Consider the following 22,135-nt stretch of genomic DNA (forward strand, 5'->3'; position numbering starts at 1 on the left):
GCTCACCCCGTCGGCGTGCCCTGCTTCCACTGGCCGCCGGCGATCTTGGCGGCCGCGATCACCGCCTGCGTCCGGCTCTCGACGCCGAGCTTTTGCAGGATCGCCGAGACATGCGCCTTGATGGTGGCCTCGGAGACCCCGAGCTCATAGGCGATCTGCTTGTTGAGGAGGCCCTCCGACAGCATCATCAGGACCCGGACCTGCTGCGGCGTCAGCGTCACCAGGCGGTCGCGCAGCCGCGTCATGTCAGGATCGGCCGCAGCCGACAAATCGGTATCGGCGGGAACCCAGACGTCGCCTTCCATCACCTTGAGGATGGCGTCGCGCAGGGTCTCCACGCCGAATCGCTTGGGAATGAAGCCGGAGGCGCCGAAATCGAGCGAGCGGCGGATCGTGGCGCTGTCGTCGGACGCCGAGACGATCACCACCGGGATCGCCGGGTATTGCGCACGCAGATAGATCAGGCCGGAAAAGCCTGAGATCCCGGGCATCGAGAGGTCGAGCAGGATCAGGTCGACATCCGAGGTCTGTTCCAGGAGCTTGGTCAGATCCTCGAACGATCCGGCCTCGTCGATCCTGGCCGAGGTCAGGACGCCGGCCACCGCCTGTCGCAGCGCGTCGCGGAAAAGAGGATGGTCATCGGCGATGACGAGATGGGTCGAGGGAGCGTTCATCGTTCTCTTGCTGTCGTTCGCGGGCCGGCGGACAGATCCCGGATGTATCAATTCTTCCCCGAGCGGCCGTGGCATGCAAGTGCACATTATCCCTTTGCTGCAAAGGGGTTAATCCGGAAGCCTACGTGGCGGCGCGCCGGTGCCCGATACCGGGCGTCAGCTACGCGTCAGTGCGCAAGGCCGAAAGTCGTATTGGGGCGGGTTTCACGCCGATGTTACCTTGCGGGCAAGACCTGGGTTGATCCGGCATGTCCGGACGTCTGGGGCGCGAGGAAACGCAATTCGGGGAGCGACTCAATATGTCGACAATGGCCGTATCTCAAGCAGGCGCGGGAGGGATGACGAAGGACGAACGGTTCGTCATTCTCGCCTCCTCGCTCGGTACCGTCTTCGAGTGGTACGATTTCTACCTCTACGGTTCGCTGGCCGGCATCATCGGCGCGCAGTTCTTCTCGGCCTATCCGCCGGCAACCCGCGACATCTTCGCGCTGCTGGCGTTCGCAGCCGGCTTCCTGGTGCGTCCGTTCGGCGCGATCGTGTTCGGCCGCGTCGGCGACATCGTCGGCCGCAAATACACCTTCCTCGTCACCATCCTGATCATGGGTCTGTCGACCTTCATCGTCGGCCTGCTGCCGAACGCGGCGACCATCGGCATCGCGGCCCCGATCATCCTGATCGCGCTGCGCCTCGCCCAGGGCCTGGCGCTCGGCGGTGAGTATGGCGGCGCGGCGACCTACGTCGCGGAGCATGCTCCGAACGGCAAGCGCGGCTACTACACCTCCTTCATTCAGACCACCGCCACGCTCGGCCTGTTCCTGTCGCTGCTGGTGATCCTGTTCACCCGTAGCGCCCTCGGCGAGGCCGACTTCGCGGCGTGGGGCTGGCGCATCCCGTTCCTGGTCTCGGTGCTGCTGCTCGGCATCTCGGTCTGGATCCGGCTTCGCCTCAATGAATCCCCGATCTTCCAGAAGATGAAGGACGAGGGCAAGAGCTCGAAGGCGCCGCTGACGGAAGCTTTCGGCAACTGGCAGAACGGCAAGCTCGTGCTGCTCGCGCTGCTCGGCGGCGTGATGGGCCAGGGCGTCGTCTGGTACACCGGCCAGTTCTACGCGCTGTTCTTCCTGCAATCGATCCTGAAGGTCGACGGCTACACCGCCAACCTGCTGATCGCCTGGTCGCTGTTGCTCGGCACCGGCTTCTTCATCGTGTTCGGCATGCTGTCCGACAAGATCGGCCGCAAGCCGATCATCCTCGGCGGCTGTCTGATCGCGGCGCTGACCTTCTTCCCGATCTTCAAGATGATCACCACCAATGCCAACCCGGCGCTGGAAAAGGCGATCGAATCGGTCAAGGTCGACGTGGTGGCGGATCCCGCGGGTTGCGGCGACCTGTTCAACCCGGTCGGCACCCGTGTCTTCACCTCACCTTGCGACACCGCGCGCGCTTATCTGTCGCAATCGTCGGTCAAGTACTCGACCACGCCGGGCGCAGCAGGCTCGGGCGTGAAGGTTGTGGTCAACGGCAAGGACGTCGCCTACGCCAACGCCAAGGACGGCAACCCGGCGGTTCTCGCCGCGGTGCAGGCGGCTGGTTATCCGAAGGCCGGCGATGCGGGCATCGTGAAGATGTCCCATCCGTTCGACATCTTCCGTCCGCAGGTGGCGGCGATCATCGGCCTGCTGTTCATCCTGGTGCTGTTCGTCACCATGGTGTACGGCCCGATCGCAGCGATGCTGGTCGAGCTGTTCCCGACCCGCATCCGCTACACCTCGATGTCGCTGCCCTACCATATTGGTAACGGCTGGTTCGGCGGCCTGCTGCCGGCGACCGCCTTTGCCATCGTGGCCTCGACCGGCGACATCTATGCCGGCCTCTGGTACCCGATCATCTTCGCCTCGATTACCGTCGTGATCGGCTTCTTCTTCCTGCCCGAGACCAAGGACGTCGACATCAAGGCGACCTGATCGAAAGCAGCGATAAGCACAACGAACCGGCCGCGGAGCGATCCGCGGCCGGTTTTGTTTTGAGCGCTAGAATTGCTTTACTGATTGCTGCCGACGAATTGCAGCACCACCTCGCGCTGGTGCGGGCGCTTGCGGTGCTCGATCAAGTAGATCGCCTGCCAGGTGCCGAGGGCAAGCCTGCCGCTCAAGACCGGGACCTGAAGCGAGGCCCCGGTCAGCATCGTCTTGATATGTGCCGGCATGTCGTCGGGTCCTTCGGTGTCGTGGGTCCACCCGGCATTCTCCGGCGCCAGCCGGGATAATGCCGTGGTGAGATCGACGAGCACGGACGGATCGGCATTCTCCTGGATCGTCAGCGAGGCCGAGGTATGGCGGATGAACAGCGTCAGCGCGCCGTCGCGCGCGTGAACCTCGGCGATGAATTTTGCAGCCTCGCTGGTCAGATCGGTGAAGCCGTGGCCCGATGTCTGCACGGTCAGCAATGACGATGCGATGGTGACGGCTTGCACCGACGAGGTCGCCGAGCGGGTGACTGATCTGGCTGGTGTCATGTAAGGTCTCGACTAATCGAACACTGCCGTAGGGTGAGCAAAGGCGCAAAGCGCCGTGCCCGCGATCTCGATGCCGTTGCGTCAATTGGTGGGCACGCTTCGCTTTGCCCACCCTACGGCACTACGGCACCTCAACGCATGGATGGCGCGAAGGGGTCCTCAAATCTTGCCCGACACGTCCTTCTGGACGCGGTTGGCCATATCGATCAGCCGCCGCCAGGCCTTTTCCAGAAACGACATCACGCGGTCGACGTCCTGGTCGCTCGGCAGCGGGATCTCGATCTTGCGCTCGCCGTCGGCGCCCTTGGGCTCCGCTTTCTTCAGCGGGTCGGATTTCGGCAGCGCCTCGTCGATCTTGCCGGACACCGTCGGTCCGGCCGCGAGCTGTCCCTGCAGCCTCTCGACCTCGGCCTGGAGCCGGCCGATCTCGGCGTCGAGCGCGGTCCGTTCGTCGGGCACCGCGTAGCAGGCCCAGCCGGCGCCGTTCTTGGTGCAGGTCGATACCGTGCCGGTGCGCGTGTCGAGCCGCAGCACGCCCTCGGGGATGGGCGCCATGCTGTAGCGGCCGTTCTCGCTGTCGGGCGCGGACTGCGCGGCCTCGAGGTCGCCGCCGATCGCCATCGCGGCGGCGAACGCGGCCAGCGCTAGCCATGATGTTGTGGATGACGTCACTGGTCTCATCGCGCTCTCCGCCACGACGTGCAGGTGGCTCTCTCGCAAATTCTACACCCCGGTGAGGCGATCCGCCGCCCAAAACACGCACCCCGTATCAACGATCGCGGCGGCGTCTTCGATCCCGGCAGCGTGGCGAAAGGGCGGCCGCCTTCGCCGATCCTGAAGCCTGCTGCTGCGGTGCGGCGTCACGCTGTGTGCAGCGCTGCCGTGCGCGCCAATATCATCAAGTAAATCAGTCACATAATCGAAAGCGACGCAATCGTGACTTGGCTTGACTTGATTATGGGCCATCAGTATGGTCCGCGCGGCTTTTGAGGGTGGCGGGCGCAATTTCCATTCAGCCGCGGCGTTTCGGGTCTTCGTTGCATGACACAGGGCACGGGACACGGCGAGAATGGGGATCGCGATAGATCGTCCGAGGAAGCTGCGCTTTCCGAACGGCTCGGAAAACTTGATCAGCGGTTGTCCGAATTCCGGGACCGACGAATCAAGACCGAGCAACCCGCAGGTGACGGTGAAGACAGAGCGGCCAGAGCTTCGGCGATGGCGCTTGGCTTCCGGTTATCCTCCGAGTTGATCGCCGGGGTCGTTGTCGGAGCGGGGATTGGCTGGGGTTTCGACCGCTTGCTGTCGACGTCGCCTTTCGGATTTATCGTGTTCCTGTTGCTGGGCTTCGTCGCCGGCGTGGTGAATGTGGTGAGAACGGCGGGTGCGGGTCAAAACAGGCGCGGTGGGTCTTAGCCGATCCGCACCAGGACAGGAATGATCGTGCCGGCCTTGCCGGTACGGGCCGGCCCGGCCGGCAGACCGAGACCCGCCGGCATCGCCCGGCAGACCAAGAGATGCCGCGCTGATGAAAATCGACCCGATCCACCAGTTCAACATCGAGCCTCTCTTCACCCTGGGCCATATCGGCAATCACACGATCGCCTTCACCAATTCGTCGCTCTACATGCTGGTGGCGGTGGCGGTGATCTCGATCCTGATGCTCGCCAGCGGCACGCAGCTGGTTCCCGGGCGTCTCCAGTCGGTCGCCGAAATCTCCTACGAATTCGTCGCCTCGACCATCCGTTCGACGGCCGGCGCGGAAGGCATGAAGTTCTTCCCGCTGATCTTCTCGCTGTTCATGTTCATCTGCGTCTCGAACCTGGTCGGCATCATCCCCTACACCTTCACGATCTCGAGCCATCTGATCGTGACGGCGGCGCTCGCGCTTCTGGTCTTCTTCACCGTCCTGATCTACGGCGTCGCCAAGAACGGTCTGAAATTCTTCTCGATCTTCGTGCCCCACGGCGTCCCCGGCTACATCCTGCCGCTGGTGATGTTCATCGAGATCCTGTCGTTCTTCCTGCGGCCGGTCTCCCACAGCGTCCGTCTGTTCGCCAACATGCTGGCCGGCCACATCGCGCTGAAGGTGTTCGCGGGCTTCGTCGCCATGCTCGGCTTCTCGCTCGGGGCGCTGGGCTGGGTCGGCGGCGTGCTGCCGCTGGCTCTCACGGTTGCGCTGTACGCGCTCGAGATTCTGGTCGCGTTCCTGCAAGCCTACGTGTTTGCGATCCTGACCTGCATCTACCTCAACGACGCCATTCATCCGGGACACTGAGCGGTCCGGGGAATTTCCACCCACAACCCAATCTTTCTTCCAAGGAGTCTAAAATGGATCCGGCAGCAGCAAAACTTATCGGCGCGGGCATCGCATGCATCGGCATGGGCGGCGCGGGCGTCGGCGTCGGCGTGATCTTCGGCAACTACCTCGCCGCAGCCGTTCGCAACCCCTCGGCCGCTCAGGGCCAGTTCGGCAACCTGATCTTCGGCTTCGCCGTGACCGAAGCGCTCGGCATTTTCTCGCTGCTGATCGCGCTGCTGCTGCTGTTCGTTCCGCTCTGAGGACGACGTTTTTCGCGCCGTTCCATTCCATTGGGACGGCGCGTGTGACAGCAACAGGAGAACTCCGTGGCTGAAAGTCATGGCGGCGCAAAAGGTCCGGCGGCGGGCGCTCACACCGGGGCTGACGGTGGTCACCACGGTGGCGGTTTTCCGCCGTTCGAGAGCAGCAACTACGCTTCACAGCTGGTGTCGCTCGCGATCTTCTTCGTCCTGCTTTACGTGATCGTGTCCAAGCTTGCTCTGCCGAAGGTCGGCGGTGCGATCGAGGCGCGTCAGAACAAGATCGAGGGTGACCTCGCCGAGGCGCAGAAGCTGAAGGACCAGTCCGACGCGGCGCTGAAGGCCTATGAAACCGAGCTCGCTTCGGCGCGCACGCGGGCACAGGCGATCGGCAACGAATCCCGCGACAAGGCGAATGCGCAGGCGGAAGCCGAGCGCAAGACGCTGGAAGAACAATTGGCGGCCAAGCTCGCCGAGGCGGAGAAGACCATCGCCTCGACCCGCGCCACCGCCATGAGCAACGTCCGCGGCATCGCGGCCGATGCGGCAGGTCAGATCGTGCAGCAGCTCACCGGCGTCGTTCCCGACGCCGCGTCGGTCAATGCCGCGGTCGATGCGTCCCTGAAAGGTTAGTCGAGATGTTCTTCGATCCTGAAACCTGGGTCGCCATCGCCTTCGTGATCCTGATGGTCGTGTTCGCCTATCTCGGGGTCTTCAAGTCGGCGATGACGGCGCTGGATCATCGTGCCGCCCGCATCAAGGCCGAACTCGACGACGCGACGCGCCTCAAGCAGGAAGCTGCCAAGGTGCTTGCCGACTACAAGGCGCGCAGCGCCACGGCCGAGCGCGAAGCTGCTGACATCATCGCCAACGCCAAGGCCGAAGCCGAGCGCATCGCGGCCGACGCCAAGGCGAAGATGGAAGACTTCGTCGCCCGCCGGACCAAGACCGCGGAGAGCAAGATCGCGCTCGCCGAGGCCCAGGCGCTCGCCGATGTCCGCGCTGCCGCCGCGGAAGCCGCCGTCCAGGCCGCCTCCACGATCCTGTCGCAGTCGGTCAAGGGCTCGGTTGCCGACGATCTGCTCGCCAAGGGTATCACCGAGGTTCGGCAGAAGCTGAACTGAGGGCGTCGCCTTCACCAATCAAAAAGCCGGCGCGATGAGCGCCGGCTTTTTTTGTCGAAAGACTCTCATGTCCCGGACGCGGCGCGTCATGAAATGACGCGACGCTGAGCCGGGACCCAGTGTGCCGGCGGCCCCCGGCTCTGCAGCGCACCGCTGAAGAAGCGCTGCGCTGCGTCCGGGGCGCGCCCCCCCCTACTTCTTCTTCCGTCCCTTCGGCTCGGGGGAGAGCGCCTGCGGGTCGAAGCCGACATAGAAGACATAAGAATCGGCGGTCGCGGCCGAGGGCGTCGGATAAGCCAGATCCTCGACGATGAAGGTGAAGGGCACGCTGCCGCCTTCCGACATCTCGACTGTGGTCCGGTAAGCCTTCGAGGCGATCACTTTCTCGCCGACGCCGCCCTGCACCACCGCGACACGCAAGGGGACCTCGACGGTGGCGGGCGCGCCGGCGGGACCGGCGATCACGCGGCCCTGGATTCCGATCCGGGCCGTGATGCCGACACTGCTGCGGGAACATTCGCGCGCCATCTTGGTGATCGAGGCCTGGAAGCGGATCTCGTTGCCGACGGCCGGCTTGCCGGCCGCCCCCACCGCGTAGGTCGATGCGCCTGCGCGCACCGTCACCTGCGGGCAATCGAGGTCGTCTTCCGCCGGCTGGCCAGGCGCAGGCGCGGGCTTGGGCGGGGCCGGCTCATCCGACTTGCCGCCGAACAGGCTCTTGAAGCGGTCGGTCAAGGACTGGGCGGTCACCGGCGAAACCGCCGCGAACGACATCGACAATGCCAGCGCCATCGCCGGCATCCGCCGCAGCACATTCCGCGATGACCGAAGCTGCTTCACCATCAAAGCCCGTACTCCAATGACAATTATCCGGCCGATCGCCCGCCGGGGCATGCGGGTTATATCGCCAAAATCGGCGAACCCAAGGCAGCAAAAAGGGGGACTTGGCCAGGGACTTGGCCCAATGAATGAAGCGAGCCGCTCAGCCGCGGAAATCCTCATGCAGCAGGCCGAACAGCAAATGGTCCTGCCAGACCCCGTTGATGCAGAGATAGCGGCGCGCCAGGCCCTCGCGGGAGAAACCGCACTTCTCCAGCACCCGGATCGACGGCGCATTGGTGGGGATGCAGGCGGCCTCGACCCGGTGCAGATTGAGCTCGCCGAACAGCGTTGGCAGGAGCACCCGCAGTGCAGCCGTCATGTAGCCGCGATGGGCATGGGGTTGGCCGACCCAATAGCCGATGGTGCCGGCCTGCACGATGCCGCGCCGGACATTGGCCAGCGTGATGCCGCCGACCATGGCGCCGTCGAGCTCCCGGAAGATCAGAAAGGGATAGGAACGGTCCGCGGCAATGTCCTCGGAATAGCGGCGCAGGCGGCGGCGGAAGCCGGAGCGAGTGAGATCGTCAGACGGCCAGATCGGCTCCCAGGGCGTCAGGTAATCGCGGCTGGTTTCGCGCAAATGCGCCCATTGCAGGAAGTCCGACATTTGCGGCGCGCGCAGCAACAGCCCGTTACCGCGCGGCGCGAGGGCGGCGGGTCCACTGGACGGCAGGCGAAAGAGGGCCATGGTGATGCTTCCCGGGGCAGCTCAGCCCGCGCGCGGCTCCTAATGCAGCCGCGCCTTGGCACGTGCCCGCGTCAATCCTTCCGCAAAAGACACCGCCGTGTCCAGACCCCTGCCACTGCCTAATGCGACAACGGCGGGCCGGCTCCGCGACAGCAGCGCACGCGCGGCGTCCCGGGTCGATTCGACGCTGACGGCGTCGATCCGGGCCACCAGCTCCTCGACAGTCTGCGGCCGGCCATAGGCCAGCACGTGGCGCGCCAGCTGCTCGGCGCGCGATGAGCAGCTCTCCAGCGCCATCAAGAGGCCCGCCTTCATCTGCGCCTTGGCCCGCGCGATCTCCGCCTCGGTCAGGGTCTCGACCGAATCGTTCATGATGTCGACCACGACCTCCATCATCTCCGGCGCATCGGCCGGATCGGTGCCGGTGTAGAGGCCGAAGAAGCCGGTGTCGGTATAGGGCGCGTGGAACGAATAGATCGAGTAGCAGAGACCGCGCTTCTCGCGCACCTCCTGGAACAGGCGCGACGACATTCCGCCGCCGAGGATGTTGGTGAAGACCTGGAGCGAGAACAGCGACAGATCGCTCTGCGGCACGCCTTCCAGCGCCAGCGTCAGATGCGCCTGCTCCAGCTCGCGATGCACCACCTTGGCGCCGCCCTTGCCGAACATGGCCGCCTGCGGTTTGGGACCCGGCGTCCCCTCAAAACTTGCGAAGCGCTTCTCGACCTCAGCGACCACTTGCTTGTGATCGACCGCACCGGCCGCGGCCACCACCATGTCGGGCCCGCGATAATGCGTCGAGAGATAGTCGCGCAGCGAATCGCGATTGAAGGCGCGCAGCGTCTTGGCCGTGCCGAGCAGCGAGCGGCCCATCGGCTGGTCGGGGTAGCAGAGCTCGTTGAGATGCTCGAACACGACGTCATCGGGCGTATCCTGCGCGGCACCGATCTCCTGCACGATGACGTTCTTCTCGCGCTCCAGCTCGTCGGGCTCGAAGGCGGGATTGGCGAGGATGTCGGCAAGCACGTCGAGCGCGAGCGGCACGTCGGCCTTGAGCACCCGCGCGTAATAGGACGTGGTCTCGGTCGAGGTGCCGGCATTGAGGTCGCCGCCGACCGCCTCGATCTCCTCGACGATCTCGCGCGAGGAGCGTTTCGTCGTGCCCTTGAACGCCATGTGCTCGAGCAGATGCGAGATGCCGTGCTCGTTCGGCTTCTCGTCGCGTCCGCCGACGCCGGCCCAGACGCCGAGCGCCGCGGTCTCGAGATGGGGCATCTTGTCGGTGACGACGGTCAGGCCGGAAGCAAGCTTGGAAATCTCGACGCTCATCCGGCAACTCCCTGCTTTGCGGCGCGGCTGACCGACAGCACGAACCGCTCGACCTCGGCCTGATCGTTCTTCATCACCTTCATGTGTTCGGATTTGGTCATCAATCCGTCGAGCCAGGCCGGCAATTGCGGCCGCTGGCCGCAGGCCACTTCGACAGCGTCGGGGAATTTGGCCGGATGGGCGGTGGAGAGCACGATGCTCGGCACCCCAGTGTCGGTGGTGTCGCGATCGGCGACGGCGAGCGCCACCGCCGTATGGGGATCGACCAGCTCGCCTGCCTCGCGCCAGCCGGCGCGGATCGCAGCCGCGGTCTCGGTCTCGTCGGCGCGCCCGGCGTCGAACTCCTCGCGGATCGCGGCCAGCGTCGCATCGGGCAGCACGAAACGTCCGGACTGCTTCAGCGATTCCATCAGACGGCGCACGCCCGCCGCATCGCGCTTACCGGCCTCGAACAGCAGCCGTTCGAAATTCGACGAGATCTGGATGTCCATCGACGGCGACGCCGTCGCGTGCACCTCGCGCACCTCGTAGATCCCGGTCTTCAGCGTGCGCGCCAGGATGTCGTTGACGTTGGCGGCGATGCGCAGGGTCCGCACCGGCAGCCCCATCCGCTTGGCGACGTAGCCGGCGAAGATGTCGCCGAAATTGCCGGTCGGCACGACGAAGTCCACCGCGCGCGCCGGCGCGCCGACCGCAACGGCGGAGGTGAAATAGTAGACGACCTGAGCGACGATGCGCGCCCAGTTGATGGAATTGACGCCGGAGAGCGAGGTCGCATCGCGGAAGCGATGGTTGTTGAACATCCCCTTCACCAGCGCCTGGCAGTCGTCGAAATTGCCCTCGATGGCGAGCGCATGGACATTGGCCGCGCCTGTGGACGTCATCATCCGCCGCTGCACCTCGGAGATGCGGCCGTGCGGGAACAGCACGATCAGATCCACGTTCTCGAGGCCGGCGAAGGCTTCGACCGCAGCGCCGCCGGTATCGCCTGAGGTGGCGACCACGATGGTCGTGCGCTGGCCGCGCTTCGCGAGCACGTGGTCCATCAGCCGCGAGATCAGCTGCATCGCCACGTCCTTGAAGGCGAGCGTCGGACCGTGGAACAGCTCCAGCACGAATTGGTGCGGCGACATCTGGCGCAGCGGCACCACCGCCGGATGGCGGAAGGTCGCGTAGGCCTCGTTCGCCATGCGGCCAAGCTCGGCGTCCGAAATCTCGCCGCCGGCGAAGGGACGGATCACGTCGACCGCGACCTCCCAATAGGGGCGGCCGAAGAAGCCGGCGATGGTCTCGGCAGAGAGCTCCGGCCAGATCGTCGGCACATACAGGCCGCCGTCGCGCGCAAGCCCGGTCAGCATCACGTCGCAGAAGCCGAGTTCGGGGGCCTCGCCCCGGGTCGAGATATAACGAGTCAAACTGCCCTCCAAAGGCCGACCGGGCCTGCGCCCGCTCGTTAAGCCTTTGATTTTACGAAATTACTTGTTAACAGCCAGAGGCTTTGGGCCACCATAAAGTGTTTTGCGGCATCAGGAAACCGCTTCCCGCCTTTACCCCTGCCCAGCAAAAAGGGCTGCGGCGATGCCGCAGCCCTCTCTTGGAAGGTCTGTCGTTGATATGTGCAGACCGGTTTGCCTCTGGGGTCGCCGCCCCCGCTGAAACTTGTCCGGCAACCTTTCGCCGTCAGTCACGAAATCGTCAAGGGCGAAAACGACGAGTGCGGGAAGATGTTCCTATTTTTCCCGAAATGCCCAAGCTTATGCGGGCGCGTTCCAGCGAAGCGGTGCCAAGGATTGCCATTTTATCCCGACAATTGCCGGGGCTTCGGAACGAATGCCCCCTCGACCCATTGTGTCCGCGGATGGGTGTCGGCTGTGTCCATGCATTGCCCGGCTGCACGCCGACATCAATCCGTCTCGCCGAACCGGCTGCATCCTGGAGCAGCCGGTTCGGTGCCGTCGGTGCCGGGCCGCCAGTGCCCGGGCCGTCAATTCAGCCCGATCTCAACCGCGATCCTGATCAGGTCGGAATGGTTCTTGGCTCCTAGCTTCTGCTTGAGCAGGGACGTGGTGTTGGCGACGGTCTTGTAGGAGATGCCGAGCGCCTCGGCGACCTCCACGATCTTGTCGCCGCGTCCGAGCAGGCGGAGAATTTCGAGCTCCCGCGGCGTCATCTGCGAGGCCGGGTTGGCCTTGATCGCCGCGCCGGAAAACGTCACGGCTTCCGCGAGTTGCGGTGAGATGTAGTTGTCGCCCGCGACCACCTTGCGCACCGCTTTCAGCAGGATCCTGGGATCATCGCCCTTGGAGACATAGCCCTGCGCCCCAAGCTCGACAGCCCGCACCACGAAGGCCGGATCGTCGTTCATGCTGAACATGATGATCTTGGCGTCGGGGTCGTCCTTGCGGATGCGTCGCATCAGCTCGAAGCCGGAGACATCGGGCAGGCTGATGTCGATCACGGTAACGTCAGGCCGCTTGCTGACATAGGCGCGATGGCCGGATTTGGCGTCGGTCGCCTCGTCGATACGGATCGAATGGTCCGAAGCGAACAGGGTGCGGCAACCGGACAGCACCACGGGGTGGTCATCGACAATCAGGATCCTGGTCGCCGGCTTGGCGGTATCTTGCATCGCGCACTCTCTTGTTTTTCGACTCATAGACCGGCGGGAACAAATGGAAAGAGTAAATCCCGCCGATGCGCGTTAGAATTGACCTAATGTGGCAACGACTCTCGTTCAGAACGCAACTGTTTCTTCCGCTCGGCGCGAGCTTTCTCGCAGCGCTGATCCTGGGCGGCGTGCTGCTCCGGATCTTCGCGGCCGGTCAGCTCGCCGACGAGAACGAGCCGGCTCGACGTTCGACCCGGACGATCGCGACCGCACTCAACAACACTCTGCGCGCGTCGGACGACCCCCGGAAGACGCTCGACGCCTTTGTCCAATCCTTGACCACCTCCTCGGACATCCAATTCCGTTCCGCGGAAGGCCCTGCTGCGGAGTCGCCAAAGGACGGCCTGCTCAACCTGCAAGGGGTTCCGCAGTGGTTTGTCAACCTGCTCATGGTACCGGACATGGACGCTGCGACCCCGGTGCTGATCGATGGCAAGCGTGTCGGCGATATCGTGTTCCTGCCGGACCTCTCGGCCGACCTGTTCGAGAAGTGGATCGGCTTCCTGGCGCTGACCGGCCTCGTCGCCATGCTGACCGTGCTCACCGGAATCATCGCTTACGTCGTCGCGGGATCGGCACTGCGTCCCCTGCGGCATCTCGGTGAAGGCCTCACACGGATGCGGCGCGGCGACTACGCAAAGCCAATCCCGGTCGGAGGGCCGCCGGAGATCCGGCAGAGCTGTGCGGAAGCAAATGCGCTGGCCGAGACGCTGGCGCAATTGAGCCAGGACAATCGCGATCTGATGCACCGCCTGGTGTCGCTCCAGGACGACGAACGGCGCGATCTCGCCCGCGAATTGCACGACGAGCTCGGACCGCTGCTGTTCAGCATCCGCGCCGGCACGATCGCGCTGGTCGACGCCTCGCCACAGGTGGGAAATCTCGGCAAGTCAGCCCAGGATGTGCTGCAATCGGTTGAGGCGCTCCAGCAGACCAACCGCCGTATCCTCGATCGGTTGCGGCCGCTCTACATTCAAGAGCTTGGCCTTTCGACCAGCGTGCAGACGCTGCTCCAGAATTTTCGCAAGCAGGCGCCGCACATCGTCCTGACGGACACGATCGATCCGGGTCTCGACGGCATCGCCGGGCCGCTGGCCCAGACCGTCTATCGCGTGATCCAGGAGGCGCTGACCAACGTGCTGCGCCACGCCAAGGCCAACAACGCCCTTGTCCAGGCAACCGTCACCGGCGAGGCGCTCGTCGTCGAGATCTCCGACGACGGCGGCGGCTTTCCCGAGGGCAACGTTTTCGGCCGCGGCCTGACCGGCATGCATGAGCGCGTGCGCGCGCTCAGCGGATCGCTATCACTGTTGCGCGTGGATGGGCGAACCCATGTACGCTGCCGCCTTCCGACCGGACCCACGCGCGAGGCGCCGGTCCAGCCCATCGGATGAGGATGTCTTGTCGAAAAACCGCTGCACACCTTGCGCTAGCGCGGCCCTTTCGGGCCCGGAGCATGCCCTAACAGGCGCAGCCATGATGCGCGTTCTGTTGCGCCGGCTCGCACAGCGTGCTGCGGATCTTGCCTTCCGGGCTGAAGCGAAACGAGGCGTGAATGCGTAGCGCGCCGGCGACGGAGTATTCGAGATCGACGCCATTGGGCGCGGGATGGATCTCCTCCAGCCCGAAACCTGCCAATGAGAAGGCACTGAGTCGCGGCTGCCAATAGGCCTCGAGCTCGCTGCGGCCGCGATAGCGCTGCGCACCGTTGCACGTGCACTCGACCTGGGCGTCGTCCGCATAGAGGTCGAGCAACGTCGTGAGGTCGCCTTTCCGGCAGGCGTCCACCCAATCGACGACAATTCCCATCTGGTCGAAATCGCTCACGCCGCAATCCTGTCTGCCGCGGAAACTCACCGGCGGCTTAGAACCACACTCGTGAATGCGCGCTGAATAATAAACCCCGGGCGATACCGGGTTCCCTCGGGGTATCTACGGTCGAGCTCAGCTCTGCCGCCGGCCTCTTGCCCACACGGCGAAGGCGATCAGCACGGCGCCGGCGAGCATGAACCAGGTGACGGCGTATTGCAGGTGATCGTCCTTCAGATGCACGTCGAGCGGCCCCGGGCGCGGGATGCCGTTCTCGGGCACCGGTTGCTCGAGGTCGACATAGAACGGCGCAACCGCGCCCCAGCCGAGCGCACTTGCGATGGCCGGATGATCGCGCACGAACCAGAGCCGCTTGTCGCGGTTCTCCGCCGGCGTCAGCCAACCGGACGGCTCGGGAAAGCGCAGATAACCGGTGAGCGCGACCGGCTGCCCGGTAACGAGCTTCTTCACCGCGCGATCCTCGACGCTGCGGTCCTGCATGGTGTTCTCGACGAAGCCCGCATCGATCACGACCGTCTCGCCGCTGGGAAGTCGCGCCGGCAGGAACGCCCAGGTGCCGGGGCCGGAGGCATCCTTGCGCACCGCCGAGCCGGAGGAATAGACCATCGCATCCGGCAGGGCTGCGTAGGTCGCGGTGAAGCTGACGCGGCGGAATTCGTCGCGCGCGGGATTGAGCGCGGCCCATTGCGAAGGCGGCGGCAGTGCGATGGGCGCCTCTGCAAGGCGCTCGGTGAGCGCCGCGACCAGCGCGTGCTTGGCGGTCCGGCGCTGCAATTGCCAGACACCGAGCGCGATGAAGACGGCCGTCAGGAACAGCGTGAACAGCGCGAAGCCGGCCACGCGAGGCTTGCGTGCAGGCTGGTTCATTTCGCGCGGTCGACCAACCGGCCCGGCGCCGCCTTGTGGTGGAATTGCAACGCGATCAGCAGCGACTTCATCGCACGCAGCGGCAACAGCGTGGTGGCCAGGATCAGCGGCAACCACAGCGCCGCATGCAGCCAGTATGGCGGCTGGTACTTGACCTCGACGATGAGCGCAGCCGCTACCACGATCCCACCGGCCAGCATGATGATGAAGATCGCCGGCCCGTCGCCGGTATCGATGAAGGCATAGTCTAGACCGCAGCGGTCGCAGCCGGGTGCGAGCGTCAGGAAGCCCGCATAGAGCTTGCCCTGGCCGCAGCGCGGGCATCGGCAGGCAAGCCCGCGCAGCGCGCTTTGCAGGACGGTGGTTTCAGGCGCGGGCTTGCCGGCGGTGTCGTTCATGATGGCAGACTCTATCACAGTTTTCGCGGGAGCTTCCGGCGGCCCAAAAGCGAAAGGGCGGCCCAGCGGCCGCCCTTTCTGATCTCCTTGTCGCGGCTCAGTGCGCGCCGTGGGCCATGGTCTCGGCGCCGTGTCCCCAGACGTAGATGCAGAGGAACAGGAACAGCCAGACCACGTCGACGAAGTGCCAGTACCAGGCGGCGAACTCGAAACCGAGATGCTGCTTCGGCGTGAAGTGGCCGGCATAGGCGCGGAAAAGGCACACCAGCAGGAAGATGGTGCCGACCAGCACGTGGAAGCCGTGGAAGCCGGTCGCCATGAAGAAGGTCGCGCCATAGACGTTGCCGCCGAACGAGAACGCCGCATGGCTGTACTCATAGGCCTGCACGCAGGTGAAGAGCGCACCGAGCACGACGGTGAGGATCAGGCCGTATTTCAAGCCCTGGCGGTCGTTCTCCAGCAGCGCATGGTGCGCCCAGGTCACCGTGGTGCCCGAGGTGAGCAGGATCAGCGTGTTGAGGAGCGGCAGGTGCCAGGGATCGAAGGTCTCGATGCCATGCGGCGGCCACGTGCCCGGAACGGCGCAGGCACCGGCCTGGGTGCCGAGGCCGCAGCCGAATACGGCATCGCGGGTGGCGTGGACGGCGTCGGCCGGAAACAGCGCGGCGTTGAAATAGGCCCAGAACCAGGCGACGAAGAACATCACCTCGGAGGCGATGAACAGGATCATGCCGTAGCGGTGATGCAGCTGCACGACGCGGGTGTGGTCGCCCTTGTACTGGGCTTCCTTGATCACGTCGCCCCACCAGCTCGCCATGGTGTAGAGCACGCCCACGGTGCCGACGCCGAAAACGATCGGCGCGGCCGCGAACATGTGATGCATCCAGGTGATCGCGCCGACCGCCATGATGAAAGCCGAGAGCGAACCAACGGCCGGCCAGGGCGAGGGATCGACCAGGTGATAGTCGTGATGCTTGGTGTGCGCCGTTGCCATTTGCGGTCTCTCTCCTCAATCCCGTGCCTGTCGGGCACTTATCCCCTTGTTTCCAACCGCCTGAGCGTGAGCCCGGCGGTCAGAGATTTCCCTTGCGCTTGTCTGCTTCGCCCGATGCCAGCGGCTTCACCACGGGATCCTTCACCGGATAGAAGGTGTAGGACAGCGTGATCGTGTTCAGTCCGTCGTTCTCGTGATCGTCGGCGATCGACGGATCGACGTAGAAGACAACAGGCATCTCGCGCTTCTCGCCGGGCGCCATGGTCTGCTCGGTGAAGCAGAAGCAATTGATCTTCTGGAAGTAGGAGCCGACCGTCAGCGGCGCGACATTGTAGGCAGCCTGCGCGGAAGTGGTGCGCGCAGCCTGGTTGGTCACGGTGTAGAAGACGGTCACGACCTGGCCGATATTGACCTCGATCTCGCTCTGCTCCGGCTCGAACTTCCAGGGCAGGCCCGGGGCGACGTTGGAATCGAAGCGCACCGAGATTTTCCGCGCGATCGGGCCGGTGGCCGGCGCGGAGGTCGCAACCTGGGTCGTGCCGTTGAAGCCGGTGGCGCGGCAGAACCAGTTGTAGAACGGCACCGCCGCGTAGGAGGCACCGACCATCAACGCGACCACGCCGCCGCAGATGGAAGCAACCACCACATCGCGGCCCAGCCCGCGGCCCTTGGTCGGCTCACGCTTGGCCGGCGTGGCACTGACATCCTGCGATATGGTCGGCTCGTGATCCATGTTTCCTACATCGGCCGCACGAGGACTGCCGGCCCCTTGACCATGGTGACGGCGAAGAACAGCACCACGAGCACGCCGAGCGCGAGCGCGATCGCGATCGAACGCTGACGACGGCTCTTCTTCTGCGCCTCGGTGAGGACGATTCCATCTGGCTCGGGTTTGTCGACCATCCCTGCGATCATGCGCCCCCTACCAGCGGAGCAAGCGCCCGGAACACGACCTCGGCCAGCAGGGTCGCGAACAGCACGAACAGATAGAGGATCGAGAAGGCGAACAGCTTGCGGGTCGCGCGCAGCGACGCAGCTCGCTCGCGGCGCAGATAGACGTTGATCGCGAGCACCAGCATGCCGGCGCCGAGGATCAGCGAGACGATGCCGTAGACGGCGTCGAAATAACCGAGCGCCCAGGGCGCGGCGGCGACCGCGATCAGCACGATGGTGTAGAGCAGGATCTGGAGCCGCGTCGCGTCGGGACCGGCGACGTTGGGCAGCATTGGAATGCCGGCGCGCGCGTAATCGTCGGAGCGGAACAGCGCCAGCGCCCAGAAGTGCGGCGGGGTCCAGAAGAAGATGATGGCGAACAGCAGCAGCGGCTCGACGTCGACCGTGCCTGTGACCGCGGCCCAGGCCACCACCGGCGGCAGCGCGCCGGCGGCACCGCCGATCACGATGTTCTGCGCGGTCCAGCGCTTCAGCCACATCGTGTAGATCACGACGTAGAAGAAGATGGTGAAGGCGAGCAGCGCCCCCGCGATCCAGTTGACGAGGATGCCGAGCGTCATCACCGAGAAGAAGGACAGCGTCAGGCCGAACGCCATGGCTTCAGGGCGGGTGATGCGGCCGCGCGGGATCGGCCGGTTCGCCGTGCGCGACATCTTGGAGTCGATATCGCCTTCCAGCGCCATGTTGAGCGCGCCGGAGGCACCGGCGCCTACGGCGATGCAGAGCAGCGAAGTGATCGCCAGCACCCAGTGGAAATGCCCGGGCGCCATCGCCATCCCGACCAGCGCGGTGAAGATCACCAGCGACATCACCCGCGGCTTCAAGAGCGCGATGTAGTCGCCGACCTCCGCTTCGGAGATGCGGGGATTGATGTCGATGGCGTTGTGGTCGAGGACGGACACTTAATTCAACTCGCTTCGTTATAGAGCCGCGGCGCCCGTCACGGGCGCCGCGGGAGATCGATCACTGCACGCGGGGCAGCACTTCGAACTGGTGGAAGGGCGGCGGCGAGGGCAAGGTCCACTCCAGCGTGGTCGCACCTGCACCCCACGGATTGTCGCCGGCCGGCACCTTCTTCATGAAGGCGTCGAGCACGCAGTAGAGAAAGATCAGCACGCCGAAGCCGGAGATGTAGGAGCCGACCGACGAGACCAGGTTCCAGCCCGCGAACGCGTCGGGATAGTCGACATAGCGGCGTGGCATGCCCGACAGGCCGAGGAAGTGCTGCGGGAAGAACACCAGATTGACGCCGATGAAGGTGACCCAGAAATGCGCCTTCGCGAGCGTCTCGTTGTACATGTAGCCCGACATCTTCGGGAACCAGTAGTACCAGCCGGCGAAGATTCCGAACACCGCGCCCAGCGACAGCACGTAGTGGAAGTGCGCGACGACGTAGTAGGTCTCCTGCAGCACGCGGTCGACGCCGGCATTCGCCAGCACGACGCCGGTGACGCCGCCGACCGTGAACAGGAAGATGAAGCCCACCGCCCAGATCATCGGGGCCCGGAATTCGATCGAGCCGCCCCACATCGTGGCGATCCACGAGAAGATCTTCACGCCGGTCGGAACCGCGATGACCATCGTCGCGGCGACGAAATAGGCCTGCGTCGCCGAGGACATGCCGACCGTGTACATGTGGTGCGCCCACACCACGAAGCCGATGCCGCCGATCGCGACCATGGCGTAGGCCATGCCGAGATAGCCGAACACGGGCTTGCGCGAGAAGGTCGAGATGATCTGGCTGACCATGCCGAAAGCCGGCAGGATCAGGATGTACACCTCGGGGTGACCGAAGAACCAGAACAGATGCTGGAACAGCACGGGGTCGCCGCCGCCGTCAGGCGCGAAGAACGTCGTGTGGAAGTTGCGGTCGGTGAGCAGCATGGTGATCGCACCGGCGAGCACCGGCAGCGACAACAGCAGCAGGAACACCGTCACCAGGATCGACCACACGAACAGCGGCATCTTGTGCAGGGTCATGCCCGGCGCGCGCATGTTGAAGATCGTGGTGATGAAGTTGATGGCGCCGAGGATCGACGAGGCGCCCGCCAGATGCAGCGACAGGATCGCGAAGTCGACGGCCGGGCCCGGATGGCCCGAGCTCGACAGCGGCACGTACATGGTCCAGCCGGCGCCGACGCCGTTGGCACCCGGCTCGCCCTCGACGAAGGTCGACATCAGGAGCAGGGCGAAGGAGGCCGGCAGCAGCCAGAACGAGATGTTGTTCATGCGCGGGAACGCCATGTCGGGCGCGCCGATCATCAGCGGCACGAACCAGTTGCCGAAGCCGCCGATCATCGCGGGCATGACCATGAAGAAGATCATGATCAGGCCGTGAGAGGTCACGAACACGTTATAGGTATGCGTCTCGTGGAAGATCTGCACGCCCGGATACATCAGCTCGGCACGGATCGCGATCGACATCGCGGCGCCGATGACGCCGGCGATGACCGCGAAGATCAGGTACATCGTGCCGATGTCCTTGTGGTTGGTCGAATAGACGTAGCGGCGCCATCCGGTCGGATGGGCATGCTCGTCATGTCCGTGGGCGTGATCGCCGTGTGCCGCTGCGCTCGTTGCCATTTTCAAATCCTGCCTTGCGTCCCAATCGGACCTCTGGAGGTCCCGCCCTTTGTCGCTTTCAGTCCCTTAGAGCCGTCACCCGACGCTTACTGCGTCGGGCCGGCCGCGGAGGCGTAAGTGCTGGTGCCGCCGCTCGCAAACTTCTTCTTTGCCGTCTCGACCCAGGAGGCGAACTCCTGGTCATTCACGACGCGAATCGCGATCGGCATGAAGGCGTGGTCCTTGCCGCAGAGCTCCGAGCACTGGCCGTAGAACATGCCGGTCTTGGTCGCCTTAAACCAGGTTTCGTTCAGCCGGCCCGGAATGGCGTCGATCTTGACGCCGAAAGCCGGCAGCGCGAAGGCGTGGATGACGTCGGCGCCGGTGACCTGGACACGAATCACCTTGTTGACGGGCACCACCATCTCGTTGTCGACGCCGAGCAGGCGGGGCTGCTTGTCCTGCGCCATCAGCGAATCGAACTCGAACTTGCCGTTATCGGGATAGGCATAGGACCAGTACCACTGCTTGCCGGTCGCCTTGATGGTGATATCCGCCTTCGGCACGTCGAGCTCGAGGAACAGAAGCCGGAACGACGGCACCGAGATGCCGACCAGGATCAGCACCGGAACCAGCGTCCAGGCCACCTCGATCAGCGTGTTGTGGGTGGTCCGCGACGGCACCGGATTGGCCCGCGCGTTGAACTTGACGACCACGATCACGAGCAGCGCCAGGACGAACAGCGTGATCAGCGTGATCAGCACGAACAGGAAGTTATGGAACCAGACGATGTTGTCCATCACCGGGGAGCCGGACTCCTGAAGCGTCCATTCCCACGGCTTCGGCTGTCCGAGCTCGGCAAATGCCGCACCGCCCGTCGCCAGCGTCAGACCCGCCACGGCCAATCCCAGCAAGTGCCGGCCCACCGGGCCCATCGACATCTTCATGCCGTTCGCGCTCCCCTTACGAAATCACCCCAAGTGCGCTCCCCTGTTTGTGGGAAACGCTTATTCGATCCGCCCGCCTGACAAACCGCCGCGCAAGAATACCTCTAAGAGGAATTGGGGCCAGATCGCTAGAACGCCGAAATCAAGCCTCTCAAACCATAATTCTTGATCTATCGCAATGCAGTCTTGAGCCCCGTCTGCCAGCGATCACCCGCAAGATATTTCCTAGTAAGATCAGACAAAAATACCGTTTGCCGGGATGCTGCCGCTTGACAGCGGAATTGCCCGCGGTAGGCACTGACAGATGGCCGCGCAGGAACCTGATTCGTGCGGGCGGCGGCGGCGCGAGGCGGCGTGGAATTTGCTTGGGAATCGCCTTCAAGACGCCGTCATTCCCGTATCAGTCCGCCAGATTAGTCCGCCAAGCGCGCGCGACCCAGGCGAGCAGAGGGACCGACCCGATGGGGCTTTCGAAATCGATGGCAGGGCTGGCTATGGCTAGGCTGGCTAGAAGGCAGATGACCCGCCTCCCGGCGCTGGCCAGCCTGCTGGCTGCGCTCGTCCTTCTGGCACTCCCCGGCCTCGCCCATGCGCAGGGCGCAGTCCGCTCCGTCCATGGTGACTGGCAGATCCGCTGCGACACCCCGCCGGGTGCCCAGACCGAGCAATGCGCCCTGATCCAGAGCGTGGTAGCCGAAGACCGCTCCAATGCCGGCCTGACCGTCATCGTGCTCAAGACCGCCGACCAGAAGAGCCGCCTGATGCGCGTGGTCGCGCCGCTCGGTGTCCTGCTGCCCTCCGGTCTCGGCCTCAAGCTCGACAACCAGGACGTCGGCCGCGCCGGCTTCGTCCGCTGCCTGCCCAATGGCTGCGTCGCCGAGGTCGTCATGGACGACAAGCTGCTCGGCCAGCTCCGCACCGCCAAGACCGCCACCTTCATCATCTTCGAGACCCCGGAAGAGGGCATTGGCTTCCCGCTCAGCCTGAACGGGCTCGGCGAGGGCTACGACAAGCTGCCGTAGGGGCAGGTCTCCGGTCGCACATTCTCAATCCCGTCATTCTGAGGCGCGAGTTCGGCAGCGCGATCGCGCTGCCGGTGCGAGCCTCGAAGGATAACGGCCACGCTGCCAGGAGCGTCCCC

The 22,135-nt window shown here is 64.7% G+C and carries 26 protein-coding genes; 8 read left to right on the top strand and 18 right to left on the bottom strand.

Going from position 1 to position 22,135, the window contains the following annotated elements; all coding sequences use genetic code 11:
• Positions 1 to 2: 2 nt before the first annotated feature.
• Positions 3 to 674, bottom strand: a complete 672-nt coding sequence (locus RAD04_RS18795) for a response regulator (protein ID WP_018316334.1) — start codon at positions 672 to 674, stop codon at positions 3 to 5.
• Between the two features lie 338 nt (positions 675 to 1,012).
• On the opposite strand from RAD04_RS18795, the gene RAD04_RS18800 reads away from it, so the two are divergent.
• Complete coding sequence (locus tag RAD04_RS18800) at positions 1,013 to 2,638, top strand: MFS transporter (protein WP_461624934.1); 1,626 nt, start codon at positions 1,013 to 1,015, stop codon at positions 2,636 to 2,638.
• 77 nt (positions 2,639 to 2,715) lie between these two features.
• Here RAD04_RS18800 and RAD04_RS18805 read toward each other — a convergent pair whose 3' ends face one another.
• The 3 genes from RAD04_RS18805 to RAD04_RS18815 all read right to left on the bottom strand — a co-directional run bounded on the left by RAD04_RS18805 (position 2,716) and on the right by RAD04_RS18815 (position 4,155).
• On the bottom strand, positions 2,716 to 3,189 hold the full coding sequence (locus tag RAD04_RS18805) for a secondary thiamine-phosphate synthase enzyme YjbQ (protein WP_461624935.1): 474 nt from the start codon (positions 3,187 to 3,189) through the stop codon (positions 2,716 to 2,718).
• A gap of 159 nt (positions 3,190 to 3,348) precedes the next feature.
• On the bottom strand, positions 3,349 to 3,870 hold the full coding sequence (locus tag RAD04_RS18810; RefSeq protein ID WP_461624936.1) for a hypothetical protein: 522 nt from the start codon (positions 3,868 to 3,870) through the stop codon (positions 3,349 to 3,351).
• Between the two features lie 42 nt (positions 3,871 to 3,912).
• On the bottom strand, positions 3,913 to 4,155 hold the full coding sequence (locus RAD04_RS18815; protein ID WP_461624937.1) for a hypothetical protein: 243 nt from the start codon (positions 4,153 to 4,155) through the stop codon (positions 3,913 to 3,915).
• 75 nt (positions 4,156 to 4,230) lie between these two features.
• Between RAD04_RS18815 and RAD04_RS18820 the strand changes: the two genes are divergently transcribed.
• From RAD04_RS18820 to RAD04_RS18840, 5 genes are all read left to right on the top strand, one after another.
• Positions 4,231 to 4,605 (top strand): AtpZ/AtpI family protein, encoded by a 375-nt coding sequence (locus tag RAD04_RS18820; RefSeq protein ID WP_461619846.1) that lies wholly within the window; start codon positions 4,231 to 4,233, stop codon positions 4,603 to 4,605.
• 112 nt (positions 4,606 to 4,717) lie between these two features.
• On the top strand, positions 4,718 to 5,467 hold the full coding sequence (locus tag RAD04_RS18825) for a F0F1 ATP synthase subunit A (protein ID WP_091960050.1): 750 nt from the start codon (positions 4,718 to 4,720) through the stop codon (positions 5,465 to 5,467).
• A 53-nt stretch (positions 5,468 to 5,520) separates the two neighbouring features.
• On the top strand, positions 5,521 to 5,751 hold the full coding sequence (locus RAD04_RS18830) for a F0F1 ATP synthase subunit C (RefSeq protein WP_007599451.1): 231 nt from the start codon (positions 5,521 to 5,523) through the stop codon (positions 5,749 to 5,751).
• Between the two features lie 66 nt (positions 5,752 to 5,817).
• Positions 5,818 to 6,384 carry a F0F1 ATP synthase subunit B gene (locus RAD04_RS18835; protein WP_461624938.1) on the top strand — a complete coding sequence of 189 codons (567 nt, stop codon included), beginning with the start codon at positions 5,818 to 5,820 and terminating at the stop codon, positions 6,382 to 6,384.
• A 5-nt stretch (positions 6,385 to 6,389) separates the two neighbouring features.
• A complete protein-coding gene (locus RAD04_RS18840) occupies positions 6,390 to 6,875 on the top strand; it encodes a F0F1 ATP synthase subunit B family protein (protein ID WP_091960043.1) in 486 nt (161 codons plus the stop codon).
• 192 nt (positions 6,876 to 7,067) lie between these two features.
• Here RAD04_RS18840 and RAD04_RS18845 read toward each other — a convergent pair whose 3' ends face one another.
• The 5 genes from RAD04_RS18845 to RAD04_RS18865 all read right to left on the bottom strand — a co-directional run bounded on the left by RAD04_RS18845 (position 7,068) and on the right by RAD04_RS18865 (position 12,403).
• Positions 7,068 to 7,718 carry a hypothetical protein gene (locus RAD04_RS18845; RefSeq protein WP_461624939.1) on the bottom strand — a complete coding sequence of 217 codons (651 nt, stop codon included), beginning with the start codon at positions 7,716 to 7,718 and terminating at the stop codon, positions 7,068 to 7,070.
• A 139-nt stretch (positions 7,719 to 7,857) separates the two neighbouring features.
• Entirely contained in the window at positions 7,858 to 8,445 is a 588-nt protein-coding gene (locus RAD04_RS18850; RefSeq protein WP_018316343.1) for a GNAT family N-acetyltransferase, read from the bottom strand.
• A gap of 39 nt (positions 8,446 to 8,484) precedes the next feature.
• Positions 8,485 to 9,774 (bottom strand): M16 family metallopeptidase, encoded by a 1,290-nt coding sequence (locus tag RAD04_RS18855; RefSeq protein WP_461619843.1) that lies wholly within the window; start codon positions 9,772 to 9,774, stop codon positions 8,485 to 8,487.
• A complete protein-coding gene (thrC, locus tag RAD04_RS18860) occupies positions 9,771 to 11,189 on the bottom strand; it encodes a threonine synthase (RefSeq protein WP_461624940.1) in 1,419 nt (472 codons plus the stop codon). Before thrC ends, RAD04_RS18855 begins: the two co-directional genes overlap by 4 nt.
• Before the next feature lie 569 nt (positions 11,190 to 11,758).
• Positions 11,759 to 12,403 carry a response regulator transcription factor gene (locus tag RAD04_RS18865; RefSeq protein WP_461624941.1) on the bottom strand — a complete coding sequence of 215 codons (645 nt, stop codon included), beginning with the start codon at positions 12,401 to 12,403 and terminating at the stop codon, positions 11,759 to 11,761.
• Positions 12,404 to 12,489: 86 nt separating this feature from the next.
• Between RAD04_RS18865 and RAD04_RS18870 the strand changes: the two genes are divergently transcribed.
• Entirely contained in the window at positions 12,490 to 13,836 is a 1,347-nt protein-coding gene (locus RAD04_RS18870) for a histidine kinase (protein WP_461624942.1), read from the top strand.
• Positions 13,837 to 13,903: 67 nt separating this feature from the next.
• On the opposite strand, the gene RAD04_RS18875 is transcribed toward RAD04_RS18870, so the two are convergent.
• The 9 genes from RAD04_RS18875 to coxB all read right to left on the bottom strand — a co-directional run bounded on the left by RAD04_RS18875 (position 13,904) and on the right by coxB (position 20,994).
• On the bottom strand, positions 13,904 to 14,269 hold the full coding sequence (locus RAD04_RS18875) for a nuclear transport factor 2 family protein (RefSeq protein ID WP_461624943.1): 366 nt from the start codon (positions 14,267 to 14,269) through the stop codon (positions 13,904 to 13,906).
• A gap of 117 nt (positions 14,270 to 14,386) precedes the next feature.
• Positions 14,387 to 15,139: an SURF1 family protein gene (locus tag RAD04_RS18880; protein WP_461624944.1), complete on the bottom strand. Its 753-nt coding sequence runs from the start codon at positions 15,137 to 15,139 to the stop codon at positions 14,387 to 14,389.
• Positions 15,136 to 15,537 (bottom strand): DUF983 domain-containing protein, encoded by a 402-nt coding sequence (locus RAD04_RS18885; RefSeq protein WP_461624945.1) that lies wholly within the window; start codon positions 15,535 to 15,537, stop codon positions 15,136 to 15,138. The genes RAD04_RS18880 and RAD04_RS18885 overlap by 4 nt, the downstream gene beginning before the upstream one ends.
• Before the next feature lie 97 nt (positions 15,538 to 15,634).
• The gene (locus RAD04_RS18890; RefSeq protein ID WP_091960002.1) at positions 15,635 to 16,531 is read right to left on the bottom strand and encodes a cytochrome c oxidase subunit 3; all 897 of its coding nucleotides are present in this window, start codon (positions 16,529 to 16,531) and stop codon (positions 15,635 to 15,637) included.
• 79 nt (positions 16,532 to 16,610) lie between these two features.
• The gene (locus tag RAD04_RS18895; RefSeq protein WP_461619837.1) at positions 16,611 to 17,264 is read right to left on the bottom strand and encodes a cytochrome c oxidase assembly protein; all 654 of its coding nucleotides are present in this window, start codon (positions 17,262 to 17,264) and stop codon (positions 16,611 to 16,613) included.
• A 5-nt stretch (positions 17,265 to 17,269) separates the two neighbouring features.
• Positions 17,270 to 17,446, bottom strand: coding sequence for a hypothetical protein (locus RAD04_RS18900; protein WP_018316353.1), 177 nt, complete (start codon positions 17,444 to 17,446; stop codon positions 17,270 to 17,272).
• Positions 17,443 to 18,387 carry a heme o synthase gene (locus tag RAD04_RS18905; RefSeq protein ID WP_038948601.1) on the bottom strand — a complete coding sequence of 315 codons (945 nt, stop codon included), beginning with the start codon at positions 18,385 to 18,387 and terminating at the stop codon, positions 17,443 to 17,445. The genes RAD04_RS18900 and RAD04_RS18905 overlap by 4 nt, the downstream gene beginning before the upstream one ends.
• A gap of 61 nt (positions 18,388 to 18,448) precedes the next feature.
• Positions 18,449 to 20,068: a cytochrome c oxidase subunit I gene (gene ctaD / locus RAD04_RS18910; protein ID WP_461624946.1), complete on the bottom strand. Its 1,620-nt coding sequence runs from the start codon at positions 20,066 to 20,068 to the stop codon at positions 18,449 to 18,451.
• Positions 20,069 to 20,154: 86 nt separating this feature from the next.
• Positions 20,155 to 20,994 carry a cytochrome c oxidase subunit II gene (gene coxB, locus RAD04_RS18915; RefSeq protein ID WP_461624947.1) on the bottom strand — a complete coding sequence of 280 codons (840 nt, stop codon included), beginning with the start codon at positions 20,992 to 20,994 and terminating at the stop codon, positions 20,155 to 20,157.
• A gap of 518 nt (positions 20,995 to 21,512) precedes the next feature.
• Between coxB and RAD04_RS18920 the strand changes: the two genes are divergently transcribed.
• On the top strand, positions 21,513 to 22,016 hold the full coding sequence (locus RAD04_RS18920) for an invasion associated locus B family protein (protein WP_430649270.1): 504 nt from the start codon (positions 21,513 to 21,515) through the stop codon (positions 22,014 to 22,016).
• The last annotated feature ends 119 nt before the right edge of the window (positions 22,017 to 22,135 follow it).

It is taken from the genome of Bradyrhizobium sp. 25ACV (assembly GCF_054863005.1).

Coding starts and splice junctions, on each gene's coding strand:
- RAD04_RS18810 (WP_461624936.1), bottom strand. CDS start 3,870: ATGAGACCAGTGACGTCATCCACAACATCATGGCTAGCGCTGGCCGCG.
- RAD04_RS18890 (WP_091960002.1), bottom strand. CDS start 16,531: ATGGCAACGGCGCACACCAAGCATCACGACTATCACCTGGTCGATCCC.
- coxB (WP_461624947.1), bottom strand. CDS start 20,994: ATGAAGATGTCGATGGGCCCGGTGGGCCGGCACTTGCTGGGATTGGCC.
- RAD04_RS18830 (WP_007599451.1), top strand. CDS start 5,521: ATGGATCCGGCAGCAGCAAAACTTATCGGCGCGGGCATCGCATGCATC.
- RAD04_RS18815 (WP_461624937.1), bottom strand. CDS start 4,155: ATGGCCCATAATCAAGTCAAGCCAAGTCACGATTGCGTCGCTTTCGAT.
- RAD04_RS18850 (WP_018316343.1), bottom strand. CDS start 8,445: ATGGCCCTCTTTCGCCTGCCGTCCAGTGGACCCGCCGCCCTCGCGCCG.
- RAD04_RS18825 (WP_091960050.1), top strand. CDS start 4,718: ATGAAAATCGACCCGATCCACCAGTTCAACATCGAGCCTCTCTTCACC.
- RAD04_RS18845 (WP_461624939.1), bottom strand. CDS start 7,718: ATGGTGAAGCAGCTTCGGTCATCGCGGAATGTGCTGCGGCGGATGCCG.
- RAD04_RS18865 (WP_461624941.1), bottom strand. CDS start 12,403: ATGCAAGATACCGCCAAGCCGGCGACCAGGATCCTGATTGTCGATGAC.
- ctaD (WP_461624946.1), bottom strand. CDS start 20,068: ATGGCAACGAGCGCAGCGGCACACGGCGATCACGCCCACGGACATGAC.
- RAD04_RS18800 (WP_461624934.1), top strand. CDS start 1,013: ATGACGAAGGACGAACGGTTCGTCATTCTCGCCTCCTCGCTCGGTACC.
- RAD04_RS18840 (WP_091960043.1), top strand. CDS start 6,390: ATGTTCTTCGATCCTGAAACCTGGGTCGCCATCGCCTTCGTGATCCTG.
- RAD04_RS18880 (WP_461624944.1), bottom strand. CDS start 15,139: ATGAACCAGCCTGCACGCAAGCCTCGCGTGGCCGGCTTCGCGCTGTTC.
- RAD04_RS18855 (WP_461619843.1), bottom strand. CDS start 9,774: ATGAGCGTCGAGATTTCCAAGCTTGCTTCCGGCCTGACCGTCGTCACC.
- RAD04_RS18805 (WP_461624935.1), bottom strand. CDS start 3,189: ATGACACCAGCCAGATCAGTCACCCGCTCGGCGACCTCGTCGGTGCAA.
- RAD04_RS18895 (WP_461619837.1), bottom strand. CDS start 17,264: ATGGATCACGAGCCGACCATATCGCAGGATGTCAGTGCCACGCCGGCC.
- RAD04_RS18920 (WP_430649270.1), top strand. CDS start 21,513: ATGACCCGCCTCCCGGCGCTGGCCAGCCTGCTGGCTGCGCTCGTCCTT.
- RAD04_RS18900 (WP_018316353.1), bottom strand. CDS start 17,446: ATGATCGCAGGGATGGTCGACAAACCCGAGCCAGATGGAATCGTCCTC.
- RAD04_RS18795 (WP_018316334.1), bottom strand. CDS start 674: ATGAACGCTCCCTCGACCCATCTCGTCATCGCCGATGACCATCCTCTT.
- RAD04_RS18820 (WP_461619846.1), top strand. CDS start 4,231: ATGACACAGGGCACGGGACACGGCGAGAATGGGGATCGCGATAGATCG.
- RAD04_RS18870 (WP_461624942.1), top strand. CDS start 12,490: ATGTGGCAACGACTCTCGTTCAGAACGCAACTGTTTCTTCCGCTCGGC.
- RAD04_RS18885 (WP_461624945.1), bottom strand. CDS start 15,537: ATGAACGACACCGCCGGCAAGCCCGCGCCTGAAACCACCGTCCTGCAA.